This is a genomic window from Nonlabens arenilitoris (genome assembly GCF_002954765.1).
GTDB classification, from domain to species: domain Bacteria; phylum Bacteroidota; class Bacteroidia; order Flavobacteriales; family Flavobacteriaceae; genus Nonlabens; species Nonlabens arenilitoris.
On record NZ_MTPW01000001.1, the window covers coordinates 2900176 to 2918573 of the forward strand.

The 18398-nt window shown below is 34.6% G+C and carries 10 protein-coding genes and 1 tRNA gene; 4 read left to right on the forward strand and 7 right to left on the reverse strand.

Annotated features, from left to right (window positions below; translation table 11 throughout):
• Nucleotides 1-10 precede the first annotated feature (10 nt).
• Together dnaK and BST92_RS12885 are read right to left on the reverse strand one after the other, a co-directional pair.
• Entirely contained in the window at nucleotides 11-1915 is a 1905-nt protein-coding gene (gene dnaK / locus BST92_RS12880; RefSeq protein WP_105071821.1) for a molecular chaperone DnaK, read from the reverse strand.
• Between the two features lie 290 nt (nucleotides 1916-2205).
• A complete protein-coding gene (locus BST92_RS12885; RefSeq protein WP_105072283.1) occupies nucleotides 2206-2442 on the reverse strand; it encodes a hypothetical protein in 237 nt (78 codons plus the stop codon).
• A 93-nt stretch (nucleotides 2443-2535) separates the two neighbouring features.
• Between BST92_RS12885 and BST92_RS12890 the strand changes: the two genes are divergently transcribed.
• Nucleotides 2536-3990, forward strand: coding sequence for an aminoacyl-histidine dipeptidase (locus BST92_RS12890; protein WP_105072284.1), 1455 nt, complete (start codon nucleotides 2536-2538; stop codon nucleotides 3988-3990).
• 82 nt (nucleotides 3991-4072) lie between these two features.
• On the opposite strand, the gene BST92_RS12895 is transcribed toward BST92_RS12890, so the two are convergent.
• Both BST92_RS12895 and BST92_RS12900 read right to left on the reverse strand, forming a co-directional pair.
• Nucleotides 4073-9106, reverse strand: coding sequence for a DUF8202 domain-containing protein (locus BST92_RS12895; protein ID WP_105071822.1), 5034 nt, complete (start codon nucleotides 9104-9106; stop codon nucleotides 4073-4075).
• Nucleotides 9107-9230: 124 nt separating this feature from the next.
• Complete coding sequence (locus tag BST92_RS12900; RefSeq protein WP_105071823.1) at nucleotides 9231-14597, reverse strand: DUF8202 domain-containing protein; 5367 nt, start codon at nucleotides 14595-14597, stop codon at nucleotides 9231-9233.
• A gap of 222 nt (nucleotides 14598-14819) precedes the next feature.
• Here BST92_RS12900 and BST92_RS12905 point away from each other — a divergent pair, with 222 nt between their 5' ends.
• On the forward strand, nucleotides 14820-15833 hold the full coding sequence (locus BST92_RS12905; RefSeq protein WP_105071824.1) for a LacI family DNA-binding transcriptional regulator: 1014 nt from the start codon (nucleotides 14820-14822) through the stop codon (nucleotides 15831-15833).
• A 29-nt stretch (nucleotides 15834-15862) separates the two neighbouring features.
• Here BST92_RS12905 and BST92_RS12910 read toward each other — a convergent pair.
• Nucleotides 15863-15936, reverse strand: a tRNA-Met gene (locus tag BST92_RS12910).
• Between the two features lie 143 nt (nucleotides 15937-16079).
• Here BST92_RS12910 and BST92_RS12915 point away from each other — a divergent pair.
• Entirely contained in the window at nucleotides 16080-16469 is a 390-nt protein-coding gene (locus BST92_RS12915; RefSeq protein WP_105071825.1) for an START-like domain-containing protein, read from the forward strand.
• Between the two features lie 51 nt (nucleotides 16470-16520).
• Nucleotides 16521-17459 carry an aminotransferase class IV gene (locus BST92_RS12920; protein WP_105071826.1) on the forward strand — a complete coding sequence of 313 codons (939 nt, stop codon included), beginning with the start codon at nucleotides 16521-16523 and terminating at the stop codon, nucleotides 17457-17459.
• Here BST92_RS12920 and BST92_RS12925 read toward each other — a convergent pair.
• Both BST92_RS12925 and BST92_RS12930 read right to left on the reverse strand, forming a co-directional pair.
• Complete coding sequence (locus BST92_RS12925) at nucleotides 17353-17913, reverse strand: YqgE/AlgH family protein (RefSeq protein WP_105071827.1); 561 nt, start codon at nucleotides 17911-17913, stop codon at nucleotides 17353-17355. The genes BST92_RS12920 and BST92_RS12925 overlap by 107 nt on opposite strands.
• Before the next feature lie 151 nt (nucleotides 17914-18064).
• Nucleotides 18065-18337 (reverse strand): HU family DNA-binding protein, encoded by a 273-nt coding sequence (locus BST92_RS12930; protein WP_036585005.1) that lies wholly within the window; start codon nucleotides 18335-18337, stop codon nucleotides 18065-18067.
• Nucleotides 18338-18398: the final 61 nt, after the last annotated feature.

The following is an 18398-nucleotide window of genomic DNA, read 5'->3' on the forward strand; positions in this document are numbered from 1 at the left end:
TTAGCTATGCTTATTTAACTTCTTCAAAATCTACATCTTCAACATCGCTTGTGTCATCACCAGCTTGTTGTTGTGCGCCAGCGTCTGGTCCAGGTTGTCCACCTTGAGCATCTGCTTGTGCTTTGTACATTTCTTCACTTGCTGCTGTCCAAACGGTGTTTAGTTTTTCTAGAGCAGGATCGATTACTGCGATGTCTTTGGTCTCATAAGCTTTCTTTAATTCCTCAAGAGCATCTGTAATAGGAGCTTTCTTGTCTTCTGGTAACTTATCACCAAATTCTTCTAACTGTTGTTCAGTTTGGAAAATCATCTGGTCAGCCGCATTTAATTTGTCTGCAGTTTCTTTTGCTTTCTTATCAGCATCAGCATTTGCAGCAGCGTCTGCTTTCATTTTCTCGATTTCTTCCTCACTTAATCCGCTAGAAGCTTCAATACGTATGTCTTGTTTTTTACCAGTCGCTTTATCTTCAGCACTTACTTTGATGATACCATTAGCATCTATATCAAAAGTTACTTCGATTTGTGGGGTACCACGACGCGCTGGTGGAATGTCAGATAAGTGGAAACGACCTATCGTTTTATTATCTGCCGCCATAGAACGTTCTCCTTGTAGTACATGAATCTCAACACTTGGTTGATTATCTGCTGCAGTAGAGAATACTTGTGACTTTTTAGTAGGGATTGTTGTGTTAGCATCAATCAACTTAGTCATCACACCACCCATAGTTTCAATTCCTAGAGAAAGTGGCGTTACATCTAGTAAAAGTACATCTTTTACATCACCAGTTAATACACCACCTTGAATGGCAGCACCTATCGCAACAACCTCATCTGGATTCACACCTTTAGAAGGCGCTTTACCAAAGAACTTCTCAACAGCTTCCTGTACTGCAGGAATACGAGTTGATCCACCTACAAGGATAATCTCATCGATATCACCTGTTGAAAGACCAGCGTTTTTCAAGGCTGTCTGACATGGCTCAATAGTTCTTTTTACTAAGTCGTTAATTAATTTCTCAAAAGCAGATCTAGTAAGTGTTTTTACAAGGTGCTTAGGACCACTAGCAGTAGCGGTAACATATGGTAAGTTAATTTCAGTTTGTGCACTTGAAGAAAGCTCGATTTTTGCTTTCTCAGCAGCTTCTTTAAGACGTTGTAGAGCCATAGGATCTTGTCTAAGGTCTATATCTTCTGCAGCTTTAAACTCATCTGCTAACCAGTCGATGATTTTTTGATCAACATCATCACCACCTAGGTGTGTATCACCATCTGTTGATAATACCTCAAATACACCGTCACCTAGTTCTAGGATAGAAACGTCATGTGTTCCACCACCAAAGTCAAATACCACGATCTTTTGATCTGTATCTTTTTTATCCATACCATAAGCTAGTGCAGCAGCAGTAGGCTCATTAATGATACGCTCTACCTTAAGACCAGCGATCTCACCAGCTTCTTTAGTTGCTTGACGTTGAGAATCATTAAAATATGCAGGTACTGTAATTACTGCACCAGTTACTTCTTGTCCTAGATAATCTTCTGCTGTTTTCTTCATTTTTTGAAGAATCATAGCACTTAATTCTTGTGGTGTGTACAAACGACCATCGATATCTACACGTGGTGTATCGTTGTCACCTTTAACTACACTGTAAGGTACACGTGAAGCTTCATTGCTAGACTCGCTAAATTTGTTACCCATAAAACGCTTTACAGATGCAACCGTTTTAGTTGGGTTAGTTACCGCTTGTCTTTTTGCAGGATCACCTACTTTAATCTCACCACCTTCTACAAAAGCGATTACAGATGGAGTAGTACGTTTTCCTTCAGCATTAGGAATTACTACAGGCTCGCTTCCTTCCATTACAGAAACACAGCTGTTTGTCGTCCCTAAGTCTATTCCGATTATTTTACTCATTATAAATGTATTTTAATTTTAATGTTCAATTTTTTTACACTTTCCTTAGGTCAATGTTTGTGCCATGACACCGATCGTGACACGATGTCATTATTGTTGTAAAACTGTCATTATTAAAGTTGTTGTCATCTCGCTTTCGCGAAAGCGTATCTCACCTTTCATCATCGAATAAAATGATCTATACTATTTATAAATGATGTAGAATATAGTCTCGAACTGGAATCAGGACTGCCTGAATGGTACTTAAAAATTATTTTTAATATAATGCTGAGATGTCAGTAAGAAGTACTTTATGAATCTGTCGCTTTTTTAAAACTTCTTATTAGATATATAAATATGAAAAATACCAGAGTTATCCATGGTGCTCCATGCATAAAGGTATCCCAGTAATCCATTAATCCCATGCCGTGACCACCACCAGCTATCCATTTAATTTTTCCCCAGATATGAGGCTCAGGATGAAATGGTGCAAGCCCTAATGTAAGACTAGCTATTAATGCGAGAAGTATATTACGTTTTATGTTCATGATAGCAATATAGGAATTGTTAGGAAAAAAAGCTGCTTTCAAATGGTAGAGCCATTATGCTATCTTATCTTAGCACTTCAAAATAAAAAAGCTATGTCAGAAGAAGTAAGAAAGCAGGAACCACAGGTGCTTTGGAATCATTTTGCAGATTTAAATGCCGTACCACGACCTTCAAAAAAGGAGGAACGCGTACGAGCTTTTATGGTAGATTTTGGTAAAAACTTAGGTCTTGAGGTTATTGAAGATGCCATAGGAAATGTAATCATTAAAAAACCTGCGAGTCCTGGAATGGAAGATTGCAAAACGATCATCATGCAATCCCATATTGATATGGTACATCAAAAAAATAACGATACTGATTTTGATTTCCTTACACAAGGAATTGATATGTATGTTGATGGAGACATTATCGCAGCCCATGGTACAACACTAGGAGCAGATAATGGAATAGGAGTAGCAGCAATTATGTCTGTTTTATCTTCTAATGATATTACACATCCTGCGATAGAGGCATTATTTACTATTGATGAAGAAACTGGTATGACAGGTGCAAAAGAACTGGATAAGACAATCTTATCAGGAACTATTCTTTTAAATCTAGATACTGAGGAAGATGATGAGATAGATATAGGTTGTGCTGGTGGTGTTGATATCACAGCAACTAAAATATATGAGTTAGAAAATATACCGGTAGATTATACTACTGCAGTTCTTACCGTTAAAGGTCTTAATGGTGGACATAGTGGTATGGATATCATTAAAGGGCTGGGAAATGCCAATAAAATGATGACTCGCTTGCTAAATGCTATGCAAAAGGCAGGAGATGTTCATATAGAAAGTATTCATGGTGGTAGCTTGCGTAATGCAATACCGCGTGAGGCAAGTGCAATTATCAGTTTTAAGAAAACTGATGAGCTAATGGATAAATTTAATCGTTGTAAAAGGGCTATACACGATGAGTATAAATCGCTAGAAGCAAAGCTAAAGATTTCTTTAACAGATACTACTGCCGCAAAACTGGTTTTAAATGCAGTTGATAGTCGTTATCTAGTATTTACTTTATTAGGTATTCATAATGGTGTTTACCGTATGAGTCCATATATTGCAGATTTAGTAGAGACTTCTAATAATCTTGCACGTGTAATATTAGAAAATGGAGAGTTACAAATAGCATGTTTAACACGTTCTTCAGTAGATAGTTCTAAAACAGATCTAGCCTCATCGATAAGTGGTGTAATGAAACTAGCAGGAATGAATGTAGAACTTTCTGGAGATTATCCTGGGTGGCAACCTAATACTGATAGTGTCATTTTAGAAATTGCAAAGACTAAGTATGAAACATTATTTGAACACACGCCTAGAGTAGTGGCATGCCATGCAGGTCTAGAGTGTGGTATTTTAGGAGAACGTTATCCTGGATTAGATATGATATCTTTCGGCCCTAATATTAGAGGAGCTCATAGTCCTGATGAGCATGTGGAAATTCCGTCTGTTCAAAAATTCTGGAAGTATTTACTAGAGATTTTAAAAGAAATCCCTAAAAATTAATAGAACTTTTAATTATTTTCATAAAGAAAAGCCCTTACTGTTTAACCAGTTAGGGCTTTCTTGTGGAATTATAAAGTCCCGATTACTTTATAATTACCTTCCTTATTTGAGGTCCATAACTAGTTTGCATGGTTACTATATAGTTTCCTGTAGCTATTTGTTCTACTGGTATCTTGATTATTCCTTGTTGTTCACTGACATCCCATGACTTAACTTCTTGTCCTAACATGTTAGTAAATATCACGGTATCTATATCCATTTGAATTCCTTTTTTAATGTGCAATGATTGTTGTCCAGAAGGAGTGAATAGTATGATATCGTTTTCAGTCAAAGGATTATTGTCGTTACTTAGTGTTGTTGGGTCGTTAAACACAATAGAAAATCTATCATTATAATCTCCTACTGCAAGTGGATCACTTACATAATTAGCATTTCTTAAATTATGATAGGTGTTATGAAGTGCATCTTTAAGATAAATATCAAGTGAGGTATCCACATTTTTAAGTTCATCAATTTTTATTGTAATAGTACCAGTAGTACCTACTTTAATATGAAGTGGTAAAACGGTAGTAATATCTACTTGATCTATAGCTTGTATATTTAACTCTTCATTATTTAAGTTGAAAGACATATCATCAATTTGTGGATCATATTGGTAACCATCAAAAGCTCTATCAAAGCCAGCGCTAGCATTAGGATCTATTGTAAGTAATAATTGTCTATGAATAAGATTAGGAGAATCAAATCCGAATCTGAACTTAGGCCTTAGGTCTGCTGTTGTATTATAATCAGAGAATGCATTGTTATTTGCATTACTTCCTGGTGCTGCTACAAATATGCTGTTACCAGAAGCTTCTGTAACAAATTGTCTTTGATCATTTCTAAAACGTATACTACCATTAGATATACCTGTTACAAAAAAGCCTTGTGCGACGGGAATAAATCTCTCTGGCTGTTTTACAGCAATACCACCTTGATTAACAGATGGGTGAGATGTACCTATTGTAGCATTACCTAGTCCACCAGATAGATTGTACATTGCATATCCACCTTGATACAGCTGTAGTTGATGAGAATTGCCACCCCAATGTTCCCATAGATATATGGTCCCATCTAAATCTGGATTATCATTAATAAATTCATGTGCATCAAGGGCACTAGGATAAGGATTCCCCACTAAATAGATATTGCCATCAAAAACAGTAAGATCGATATCTCCATTATTAGGCTTACCTACAAATACATAGTTTTGATCACTAGTAGAAGCTCCAGTGCCTTTCATGGTCCATCCTTCACCAGCTTTTAAAGTTCCATTAGGTCCTAAATAGGTCCAGTTGGAGTATTGTCCAGCAAGTAGGTTAGAATATTTATATAACCATCTACCAGATATTGTCGCAGCTGTGGTAGCATTACCTGGCAGACCATCTCTTACAGCTGTAGATGTCCAATTTAAATCTCTAGGAGTATCTACAAGAGTACCATCTTTAAGAACATCACTAATTGAGAAATCAGTATTGATACTGCTAGCATTTATTAAGCTTACTGGAGAAGACCAGTAGTTGTAACTAAACTTATCTGATGTACCTTGTTGGTCTCTTTCAATTTTCCCAGTACTAGTAGCTACTAAATCACTATTTGTATTTTGAATTAATTGAGATTCACCCTTTAAATCAATAGTTCCATCTAATAATAAGTGATGCGTTACAGTTAGTCCATGATTATTATTGACATTAATTTGATCTGACTCAACCATTAAACCTAATAAGGTAACATCTGTATTATTGATATCTAGCTCGTGATTTGTTTTTACGATGTTCCAATCAATTTTTACCGTAGCTCCATTAATATTTCTAAAGCTTCCAGGTGTATAAAGTTCTGATCCATTTTCCCATGAATTGATATCTTCCCAATCGTTGTTAGAGGATGATACGTAGGGTAGTGGTGCCTTTTGGAGATCCATTGAGAAACGATCTCTATCATATAGTTGAGCGTATCCTTTATTGATTGAATTATCATTAAGAGCTGTACCTATATAACTATTTAAATCATAGTAAGCCGTTAATTGATCCCAATCAATAGTTACGACTTCATTCTTAGTAACTGTTGTAGGTAAAATTTCTCCTTGAACTTGACTAGATATATCTTGAATTTCTTGATTCATGATATATCTTATTTGTGATTCTGTCAAAGTTTGATTCCATATTCTCAATTCATCTAGTCCACCTTTCCATTCATTATTTAGGGAACCGTTATTATTTCTACGAGCACCAATACTAAATAGATTTGAATTAGCAATAGGGGCAGTTCTTGTTACTTCATTATCTAGAACACCATCAATGTATAATTTTAAAGTTCCATCATAAGTAACGGCGACATGTCTCCATACATTATTTGTTAATGCGGTATTGCTTGTTAAACTTTGGTTAGAGCCATTATTCCACCACATGATTAATTTATTAGACCTATTTAAGTAAAAGTGGTAACCAGAACTACCTTGCCTTTTTGATAAAATAGTTTTCGCATTATTACGGTCATTATTACCATAACTATTGACCCAAGCAGAAATAGTAAAATTGCTATTTAAATTAACACCTTTTTCAACATTTAAATGATCGTCAGATCCGTCAAAAATCATTCCTCTAGAAGTATAAACTTTAGTAGCTGTTCCTATACTAAAGAACTGTATACCATCAAAGTCATTTTTGACTCTGTAATAGTCTCCATCTTCTTCAAAAAATATAGTTTTGTAGTTTGTATTAAAATTTTCATCATCTGCTACAAGTAAAACGTATTCCATTTCATTTGTAAGAGTAGGTAAATTGCTCAGATCATTTTTATGAACTCTTAACTCTACCGTAGGAATATCTGAATTGACTTCCTTAATTTTCCAGACGCGATTCATTTTATCAGTTGAGGTAGTTACTGTGTTAGTAAGACCGACTTGATATGTGACAGGAGTAGGGCTAGTGTTTGTATCTGCACCGTTATGTCCCCAAATTAAAAACTCCTTATCTGTATTAAAATTATTAGGATTATCTGTTCCTAGGTCTTCAACAATCCCTAAACCTATAGCGACAATCGATGTAGAGTTTTCGCTTTTTGATTGTTTTTGGTTTAACTCAGAATTATCATCTCTTCCTATAGCTGCCACATCATAATTATACGTAGCATTTGAGCTATAATCCCAGATAAGGTTATCACTACTATCTATATAGTCCCAATCTGCTTGATGATCATCTAAAGTACTAGATGCTTGATGTAATGATATACCATTTTTAATAGCTAAATAAGAGTAAACTTTTTGCTGATCACTTACTAATAATCTATCTGAATAACTGAAGACTTCTGTAATCTGGCCATTGAGGTGCGTTTCAAAAGGAAGTCCATTCAACTGATACCTTCCAGCTCCTAAATAGTATGGTTTGTCTAAAAATCCATTGAAAAGTAATGTTTCACCACTTGAAGAAGTAACTCCAGTAGCATTATCTACTTTTCTACCATTAATATAAATTTCAGTAGTTTTATTTAATGGATCATTTTTTACATTAATAATATTTACATCGTTAAATCTTCTCGATGGATCACTATATGCTCTTCCATAACCTTCATAATTATTAGTCAAGTTTGTAGGAACTGTTTCTACACTGTGGGCAAGTACCTCATTTGAATAACGTGCAGATACTGGTCCCCAACCTAATCCAGACGGGTCTTTAGCAGGATTTATCCCTGATACCTTTGCACTTAACACCATCGTTTCTCCCGCGTTTGAATTACTAATATCTAAAGTAGATTTTACTACAATCCAATAATCATTTGAATTAAATCCACCTTTTCCTTTCATATGTTGTTGTGTAGCTCTGTCAAAATCAACAGCAGGATTGAAGTTTACATTTTTATCAATATTATTGACATAAAATGGAGCATTTGCAGCAGCTTCCTTAGCATCGTTATCTAAGGCCATATCTTCCCAACTTAAAAGTTGTGTACCATTAGAACTTGTGATATCCGTAGCTCTAAGCCATAAGGATAAATCGTCACTTACGTTTGCAGGACCATCAGGTGCAGTGGGAGCAACCATAGGTACACCTCTTATAATAATATTATCTATTAAAACACCATCATCTCTAGTGCTATCAGCATCTGATGCAAATACGATTCTGAATTTGACTAATGCATTATTATTAAGAATAGTAGGTAATATATTTGAAGCATTTTCAAACCTACTATCATTACTTCCAAGAGTAGAATTATCACCTACCCAACCGTGGGAATTATTAGAGAGCGCATCTACATTATTACCATTATACCAGTTAACACCAGAGTTTTGAGCACCTAATACATTCCATGTTACACCATTATTTGCACTGTATTCTACTCGCATTCCATCATTCGCATCATTAGTATTAGTTCTAAAGTCTAACTGAAACTCCATATCTGTATAGCCTAATGTAGAAATTGTTGGACTTTCTAATGTTGCTCGTGAATTACTAGGATAATTATTAAAAGTATTAGTATAGAAGTATAAACCTTCACCTTTTTCAAAAGTAGTGCCTAAAGTCCAATTAAGGTTGGTTCCAGTACTAGTCCAACCATTTGCTCCAGAATCAAAATTTTCATAAAAAAATGTATTTCTTTTTGGCGTAGAAGTTGAAGTAACCTCAAATGTATAAGTTGCCTCATCTGGATCGTTTGAAGTTATTGTACATGTCGCAGAACTTGTTCCAGGTGTAGGTCTTGATACGTATGCAAAAAAGCTTAAACTACCACCACTAGGAATGATTCCAGTTGGTTGTTCAACCACATCATAATATGCTCCACCAGTACCAGAAAAAGTGACTGGATTACTTCCAGTCATTATCAATTGTTCAGTACCGACATTACTAATTGTGAATCTTTGATAAATTCTTTCAGGACCTTCTATAGATCCAAAATTTGTATTATTAGTGGTACTTGTAGTAGTTGTTCCATCTAAAATCTCTACATTATTAGATATAATCGATATGTCTGGGACAGTGTACATCTTAGAATCGATTATATCGTTATTAAAACTTATATCTATTGCTTTAACATTTGTTATGAATAGTATGCATATTAGTGTTATTAAATTTAATTTCATTTCTGTAAGGTTCAAAGTATGGGGAGATTTTTTATTATACGCTTTCGCGAAAGCGTGATAGAACAAATTCCATGATTCAAACTGTAATTAGTCTGAATCACGGATTATGTTGATAGTGTTGAGATTATTGGATAATGACTTTTCTAGACTGAGTACCGTAGTTAGTTTCCATAGAAACGATATAATTACCGCTTGCAATTTGATCTGTAGGTACAGTTATGATACCGTTTTGATCTGATACAGACCAAGTCTTAACTTGTTGTCCTAACATATTAGTTAATGAAATAGAATCGATAGTCATTTCAACTCCTTTTTTGATATTAAGGCTTTGTAGTCCTTGAGGAGTGTAAATAATTAGATCATCTTCATTTAAAACTACATCATCGTTACTAAGTGTTGTAGGATTGTCAAAGACAATAAAAAATCTGTCATTGTAGTTTCCTGCCCATAATTGTGGACTAGTATAATCACTAGCTCTTAAATCATGGAAGGTGTTAGTAACACTATCTTTAAGGTATATACCTTGAGAAGGATCTACATTCTCTAATTCATCAATTTTTATAGTGATAACACCTGTAGTTCCTATTTTAACATTAAGTGGTAGGATTGTGCTTTGAGAAATTTGATCTATACCTTGAATGTTTAAATTGTTGTTTCCTACTTTAAAAGACATGTCGTCAGTTTGAGTATCATATTGATGACCGTCAAAACCTCTATCAAATGCAGTACTCGCATTAGGATCAATAGTTAATAATAGTTGTCTGTGAATAACACTAGGAGAATCAAAACCAAATCTAAACTTAGGTCTAAGATCACCTTGAGTATTATATCCAGAAAATGGATTATTGTTTGCGTTACTGCCTGGTGCAGCAACAAAAATACTGTTACCAGAAGACTCTTTTACAAATTGACGTTGATCATTACGGAATTTTACTGTACCGTTAGATATTCCTGACACAAAGAATCCTTGAGCTACAGGAATAAAACGTCCTGGTTCTTTTGTAGCAATTCCACCTTGATTAACTGATGGGTGAGAGGTACCATATGTAGCGTTACCCAATCCACCAGAAAGATTGTACATGGCATATCCACCTTGATATTGTTGTAACTGGTGAGAGTTACCACCCCAATGTTCCCAGAAGTAAACAGTACCGTCAATGTTAGGATTATCATTAATAAACTCGTGTGCATCTAGTGCGCTAGGATATGGATTACCTACTAGATAGTCGTTACCATTATTGATAGGTAAATCGATATCACCATTATTAGGCTTACCTACAAAAACATAGTTTTGCTCATCTGCAGTTCCACCAGCACCGGTACCTTTCATGGTCCAGCCTTCACCAGGACTAAGGTTTGTGTTTTGATCGACTAGTTGCCAGTTAGAATACTGACCACCTGTTTGATTACCATATTTATACAACCATCTAGTAGAAATAGTAGCAGCTGTACTAGCGGTTCCTGCTGCACCATCACGTGTGTTATAGTTAGTAAAGTTTAAGTCACGAGGATTGTTAACATAAGTACCGTCTTTAAGTACACCTGCTATACTGAAACCATCATTGTTAGTAGTATTACTGATTCTACTTACTGGTGATGTCCAGTAATTGTAGTTAAATTTATCTGCAGTTCCTTGTTGATCTCTTTCTAAGTGTCCTGCACTAGTAGCTACTAGGTCACTATCCTCTGTTTGAATTAATTGAGATTCTCCTATTAAATCTATAATACCATCTAGTTCTAGATAATGTGTTATGGTAAGTCCGTGATCATTATCAACATTAATTTGACCAGATTGTGACATTAAACCTAGTAAAGCAATGTCTGTATTCAAAATGTCTAGGTCATGATTAGATCTAACAATGTTCCAATCTATTTTTACTGTTGCCCCATTGATATTTCTGTAACTACCTGGAGTGAATTGTTTATTTCCATTTTCCCAAGAGCTTTGGTCTTCCCATGTACCATTACCATTTGATTCATATGGTAGTGGAGCTGTTTGACTTTTAAGTTCAAAAAAGTTTTCGTTTGCCATACGACCATATCCTTCATTTACAGACTCATCGTTAAGAGCTGTACCAATAAAGCTATTCATACTGTAATAAGCATTAAGCTCATCCCAGTCTAGTGAGGCTATTTCATTTTTAGAAACGGTATAAGGAATGATTGTTCCATTTACAAGGTCAGAGTTATTTTCTAACTCTTGGTTCATGATAAATCTGATCTGATCCGTCGTTAGTGGAATGTTCCACATTCTTATTTCATCTAGTTCACCTTTCCAATGCTCTATGACATTACTTTCATCTTCAAATCTTGCGCCTATGCTTAGAGTATTAGAATCTGCAGTAGGAGGAACTAAAGATGCTGTATTATCAATTACACCATCAATATATAAAGTGACATCAGTTCCATTATAAGTAACTGCAATATGTCTCCAGGCATTATCTGCAACTGACGTATTTGAAATAATTTCTTGCGCACCACTATTATTCCACCATACAGCAACTCTATTGTCTGGTCTTAAATACATTTGAAAACCAGAGTTACCTGTTCTTTTTGCAACAATTGTTTTATTAGAGCTAGTGCTGTTAGCTCCTTCACTATAAATCCATACAGAGCATGTAAATCTACCACCTAAACCGTCAGACTCTGGGATTTCGATGTGATCATCTATACCATCAAATGAAATACTACGCTCTTCTTGTTTTACATAAGTTATCCCTATAGAAAAGTATTTAGTTCCATCAAAATCATATTTAGCTCTTTGATATGCGCCATCTTCCTTAAAAAATGCTGTTTCTAGATTAGTTGCAAAGTTTTCATCATCTGCAACGATTAGTACATATTTACTGTCATTAGTTAATGCTGGTAAACCACTAAAATCAGATGTTGATATTCTAACTTCAGTTTTAGTGATCTCATTTGTTGCAACCTCTTTGATTTTCCAAATACGGTTAATTCTAGTAATGTTGGTCTCAACTGCATTTACTATACCTAGATCATAATCTAGTGTAGTGGAATATGCATTTAAATCCTGTCCATTATGACCCCATACAAGAAAGTCCTTGTCGTTTAAAAAAGTATTTAAATTATCTGTTCCTAAATCTTCAACTTTGTCAAGACCTATTGCAACGATAGATGTAGAGTTTTCACTTTTAGATTGCTTTTGATTCAAGTCAGAATTATCATCTCTACCTATCGCAGCTACATCATAGTTATAATTAGTATTATTACTATAGTCCCATATGATATTATTATCACTGTTCAGATAATCCCAGTCTGCTCTATGGTCATCTAACGTACTTGCAGGATTATGAAGTGATACCCCATTTTTAATCGCTAGGTAAGAATAGATACGTTGCTGTACTGCAGCATTCAGTTTATCTCTGTAACTGAAAACCTCAGTTATCTGACCGTCTAAATGTGTTTCAAAAGGAAGGCCATTTAATTGATATCTACCTGCTCCTAGATAGAAAGGCTTATTTGAGAACCCTTCAAAATTTAAAGTTTGATTGCTTATAGTTGTTTGACCAGTGGAATTATCAATTTTTCGACCATTAAGGTATATTTCTGTTTGATTATTTGTTGGATTATTCTTTACATTAATAATATGTACATCATCAAAGGATCTTGAAGCGTCAGAAAAAGCGCGACCATAACCACTATTTGCATCATTTTCAGAAACAGTTCCTACACTGTGAGCAAGCACTTCATTAGTATATCTCGCAGAAACTGGTCCCCAACCTAATCCTGAAGGATCTTTTGCAGGATTGACAGGCGCATATTTTGCACCTATTAACATGGTTTCACCTGCAAGAGAATTAGTCATATCAATGCTACTTCTTACAACAACCCAATAATCATTAGAGTTAAAACCACCTTTACCTCTCATATGTTGTTGTTGAGAACGGTCAAAGTTAACAGTAGGATTAAAATTGATGTTTTGGGCAACATTATTTGCAAAAGTTGGAGCATCAGACGCAATTTCAGTTGCGTGATTACCTATCGCCATATCGTTCCAGTTAGTAAGTAAACTACCATCTGTTTGTGGTATATCTTGAGATCTTAACCATAAAGTAAGGTTATCGCTCACATCTGCAGGACCATCAGCAGCCATAGGTAAGGCTAGAGGAGAACCAGTAATGATAACATTATCAATTAAGACTCCATCATCTCGTTGTCCATTATTATCAGATTCAAATCTTACTCTAAATCTTACTAATGGATTATTATATAAAACAACAGGTAATTCGTGAGAAGCTTCTTCAAATCGGCTTAGACTAGAATCTAAAGCAGAATTATCACCTACCCAAGCGTGAGCGTTATTTGCTATTCCATCAACATCACTACCATTGTACCAGTTATCTCCACTACCTACAGCACCTAAAGTACTCCAGGTAGTACCACCATTTGCACTATACTCTACACGCATTCCATCTTCAGTATCAGCAGTATTTGTTCTGAAGTCTATCCAAAACTTTAAATTAGTATATCCTAATGTTGATATCGTAGGACTAGTTAATACAGCCTCAGCATTGTTAGGGTAATTATTAAAATTATCGGTATACCAGTAATCACCTTCACCTTTTTCAAAAGTTGTACCTAGTGTCCATTTAAATGACCCTGTATTAGATGTCCAACCAGCAGCTCCATTATCAAAGTTCTCATAATACATAGTGTATTGAGGAGCTACAGATTGAGCTGTGATATTAAAATTATAGGTTCCTTCATCACTGTCATTACTTATTATAGTAATAGTCGCGTTACTTGTTCCAGCAGTTGCTCTGCTAAAATTAATTGTAAAACTTTCAGATGATCCTCCTGTAATGGTTGCATTAGGCTGTGTTACAACAGAGAAATCTGCAGCGTTAACACCTGTAATTTCTACCCTAGGAGATCCAGTTAAGATTAAATCATTACTTCCAGAATTAGTAATGGTAAATACAGAACTTAATGTTCCAGTACCTTCTATAATACCTAAATCAGTTCCATCAATCGTGTCTGGTGTTGTATCATTATCACTTATTAAACTACCATTACCGTATATATCTATTTCTTGAGGACCCGATACACAAGCAGATCCACCACCATATACATCAAAATTAGCTGTAGAACTGGCACCACCACCATGGTTAGTACTCAATACTACATTACCACCAGAAGTGATAGTTACATTTGCTCCAGTACCATTCCATTGATCGCCATACCTATCGTACATTCTAATACTATAATTATTAGCATCAGTTAAACAACCCATGTTTACTGATGTATTGTAACTAGTGTTTGTACCAGTATAACAACTTGCAGGGTTACATAAATTTAATAGGGTAGTGCCGCTAGGATCATATACACGTAAATAATTTTCGCCAGACCAGGCTGGCCAGTTAACAGTTACTATTACTTCACTAGTTTGTGCTACTGATAATAGCGTCGTGAAGAATAGTAAAGCACTTAATAAGAAAGTTTTACAATTTAGGAAGGTAAAATTTTTCATAATCGTCTACAATTAATTTTTCGGGTGCAGTAAAATTAATGTAGTATAGCGATGAAATTTAGTATTTCATCCTAAAAATCGTCAAACAACCTATTTTTAATGTATTTAATCGATATAATTAACTTTAGTTAATTCTAAATAGCTTATTCCTTACGCTTTCGCGAAAGCGTTCTTGAAAAATTTAGTCTTTTAATCCTATCTTTACTTTTTAGAATAAGCAATATGAATCAAAAGCCTACCTTAAAAGTACTTGCAGAAAAATTACAACTTTCTACATCTACAGTCTCTAAAGCCTTAAAAGACAGTGCCGAAATAAGCATAGAAACTAAAGTACGTGTTAAAGAACTAGCTAAATTAATGGGGTACAGGCCTAATACGGCTGCGGCTTCTTTAAGAAATAGAGAAACTAGAACGATAGCTGTGGTACTTCCTGAAATCGTTAATGATTTTTTTGGACAAGTATTGATGGGTATAGAGGAAGAGGCCTCTCAACATAATTACAAGATTGTAATATGTATTTCTAATGAGTCTTATGTAAAGGAGCGTGATTATGTAGAAATGTTCTCTAATGGCGCCGTAGATGGTTTCATCATTGCCGCTTCCATGGAAACTCAAGAGCTTAATCAATATGACCATTATAATGATATTCTCAATTCTGGTTTAAAACTAGTCATGTTTGATCGTGTTATAGATGATCTAGATTGTGATAAAATAATAGTTGATGATGCCGCATCTGGATCTAGATTAGTCGATTTCTTAAAGAAAAAAGGAGATCGTAGTTTATGTGTAGCCTCTACTATAAGTAAATTGAGTGTAGGACAATTGAGAGAGCAAGGAATAAAGTTAAAGGTTGATAACTGTCCAGATTTAAAATTAGAATATGTTTTAGAAGATGATGACCAGCTTTTTATGCAAAAGATGGAAAAGACTCTTAAAGCTAATAAAACTGATGCAATTATAGCACTAGATCAACGCTCTGGGATTATGGCTCTTAATAAGACAAAAGAATTAAATATTAAAGTGCCTGAGGAATTACAAATAATATGTTATTCTAATAGTACAATGGCAAAGTATTCTTATCCACAATTGACTGTAGTAGATCAACATTCTAAGGAATTAGGTAAAAAGACTTTTACTAGAATTTTTAATTTAATGAAGAATAAAGATGAGGTGCAAGTGACTCGTATTCATACTTTAAAAACAACTTTACTAGAAAGAGGTACTACTAGAAAATAAAAAAAGTCCTCTTAAAAAGAGGACTTTTGTAGCGTGGGGCGGGCACGATCCGCCGACCTCAGCATTATGAGTGCTGCGCTCTAACCAGCTGAGCTACCACGCCGTGTTAAGCAAACTTGCCTAAGCGGCTGCAAATATATACTTATTTCTTTATTCCAACCAAATCTAATTCTCTTAATATTTTTCTGAAATTGATTTTTTCTTTTCAGGATTAATCTACTATATTGCCATCAAAGTAATTATCTCATGCAAGAACCAATCAAATTTAACCTGGAGTTTCCTATTCATGTATCGCCAGCTTTATTATATCAATACATAGCAACACCTTCTGGAATGTCAGAGTGGTTTGCAGATAACGTAAATAGTAGAGGAGAGTACTTTAGATTTATATGGGATGGATCTGAAGAAAAAGCAAAAATTGTTAAACGAGTAAGTGAAGAAAGAGCACGTTTTCAATGGGATTATGATGAGGATACAAAAAAATTCTTTGAAATGAGTATTCAAGTGGATGAGATTACAAAGGATGTTTCTTTAATGATAACTGATTTTGGAGATGATGAAGATGAGGTAGAGGATCAAAAAATGTTTTGGGAAAATCAAATTGGAGAGTTAAAAAAAGTACTAGGTTCTAGTTAAACCTAATTTCTATACCTAATTTTGAGCCCTGAATTAAACAGGGCTTTTTTTATGATTAATATTGACGGAGAGTTAAAATCTAGTGATAATGCTACTATAGCTTATAATAATAGAGGAACCTTTTATGGAGATGGTATTTTTGAGACAATAAGATGTTTCAATGGGCAACCTCTTCTATTTGAGGCTCATTATTTTAGACTTATGTCTGGTATGCGCATATTGAGAATGGATATACCTGATACGTTTACACCAGAGTTTATAGAAGAGTCTGTTATAAATTTATTGAATCATAACCAACTCAATACCGGACACGCGAGAATAAGATTCACTGTATGGCGTCAAACAGGTGGTTTATATTCTCCTTTAAATAATGGAGTGCATTACAGCATACATTCTTCAAAACTGGATGGATCTTACCAGAATGATATAAACCGCACTGCAGAGCTGTTTAAAGACCACTACGTCCTATCAGGATTATTAAATACTATTAAGTCGACTAATAAAATAGTGAATGTTCTAGCTGGTCGTTATGCCTTAGATAACGATTATGAAGAATTGTTTTTAGTCAATGAAAAGAAAATGATTACTGAAGGTATTTCTGGTAATGTTTTTGTAAGAACAGGGAATAAGGTGAAAACACCGCCTGTATTAGATGGTTGCCTTAATGGTTTAATGAGAGAACAAGTTATACAACAGTTAAAGCGCATGCTTGATTATGATGTTAAAGAAGAAACATTATCCCCATTTGAACTACAGCGAGCAGATGAAATTTTCACTACCAACGTTGTTAAGGGTATACAAAGCGTAGACAAATACAGGAAAAAAGAATTTAATCGTGTATTAGCAACAGAATTACTTGAAATATTTAATGATAAATTTTTAATTAATTATAAGAAGGGTTTTCAGGTGCATTCGACCACAACTTATAACTACCACCTAATTCTAGCATTTCTTTTTTCCATAGCCCATGTATTTCATCAGATAAAATAAGATCTGATGATGTGTTAGGTTTTATTATCCAGGAGTGCTCATTAATCTCTTGTAGCAGCTGATCTTTATGCCAACCAGAATAGCCTAAGAAAAATTTTATTTCTTCGCCAGTGATTTTATCATCGCTTATAAGTTGATGGACTCTTTGAAAATCACCACCCCAATAGATATTGTCAGCGATTAGATGTGAATTAGGAATAAGATCAGGAATAGAGTGTAGAAAATATAAATTATCCATTTCTACGGGACCACCTTGAAAGACAGGCAGTTCTAGTCCTATCTCAGGAATTAAATCATTAAGTGTGAACTGTAAAGGTTTATTTAATATAAAACCTACAATTCCATTGTCATCATACTCTGTTAGAAGTACCACTGACCTTGAAAATGATTCATCACCTATTATATTAGGTTCTGAGACCAGTAGACTTCCTTTATGTAGCTCTGTTATTTTCATTGATTAATTATTCTTAAACTTAAATAATAATTTTGAAAAACAACTATGCTGTTAGTGATAATTTTTAAGAATTATGCTTTTTAAAAATTTTAAGACAAAGAAAAACCCGATTCTTTTCAGAATCGGGTTAATACATTTTAAAAAGAGGTAATTAGTTTACAGCTTTCTGTAAATCACTACCTGCTTTGAATTTCACTACTTTTTTAGCAGCGATTTTGATAGTTTTTCCAGTTTGTGGGTTTCTACCTTCACGTGCAGCTCTTTTAGAAACTGAGAAAGATCCGAATCCTACTAATGATACTCTATCACCTTTCTTAAGACACTTTTCTACGTTACCTAAGAAAGATTCTAATGCTTTTTTAGCTGCTGCTTTTGAAATACCAGCGTGCTCTGCCATTCCTTCGATTAAATCTGTTTTGTTCATAATTGAAATTAAATTAATGTTGGTTAAACTAAAACGTGCAACAAATTTATACGGATTATGC

What these genes read in the sequence shown, in the direction of transcription:
- dnaK (WP_105071821.1), bottom strand. Translation starts at nt 1,915, where the DNA reads ATGAGTAAAATAATCGGAATAGACTTAGGGACGACAAACAGCTGTGTT.
- BST92_RS12885 (WP_105072283.1), bottom strand. Translation starts at nt 2,442, where the DNA reads ATGAACATAAAACGTAATATACTTCTCGCATTAATAGCTAGTCTTACA.
- BST92_RS12890 (WP_105072284.1), top strand. Translation starts at nt 2,536, where the DNA reads ATGTCAGAAGAAGTAAGAAAGCAGGAACCACAGGTGCTTTGGAATCAT.
- BST92_RS12895 (WP_105071822.1), bottom strand. Translation starts at nt 9,106, where the DNA reads ATGAAATTAAATTTAATAACACTAATATGCATACTATTCATAACAAAT.
- BST92_RS12900 (WP_105071823.1), bottom strand. Translation starts at nt 14,597, where the DNA reads ATGAAAAATTTTACCTTCCTAAATTGTAAAACTTTCTTATTAAGTGCT.
- BST92_RS12905 (WP_105071824.1), top strand. Translation starts at nt 14,820, where the DNA reads ATGAATCAAAAGCCTACCTTAAAAGTACTTGCAGAAAAATTACAACTT.
- BST92_RS12915 (WP_105071825.1), top strand. Translation starts at nt 16,080, where the DNA reads ATGCAAGAACCAATCAAATTTAACCTGGAGTTTCCTATTCATGTATCG.
- BST92_RS12920 (WP_105071826.1), top strand. Translation starts at nt 16,521, where the DNA reads ATGATTAATATTGACGGAGAGTTAAAATCTAGTGATAATGCTACTATA.
- BST92_RS12925 (WP_105071827.1), bottom strand. Translation starts at nt 17,913, where the DNA reads ATGAAAATAACAGAGCTACATAAAGGAAGTCTACTGGTCTCAGAACCT.
- BST92_RS12930 (WP_036585005.1), bottom strand. Translation starts at nt 18,337, where the DNA reads ATGAACAAAACAGATTTAATCGAAGGAATGGCAGAGCACGCTGGTATT.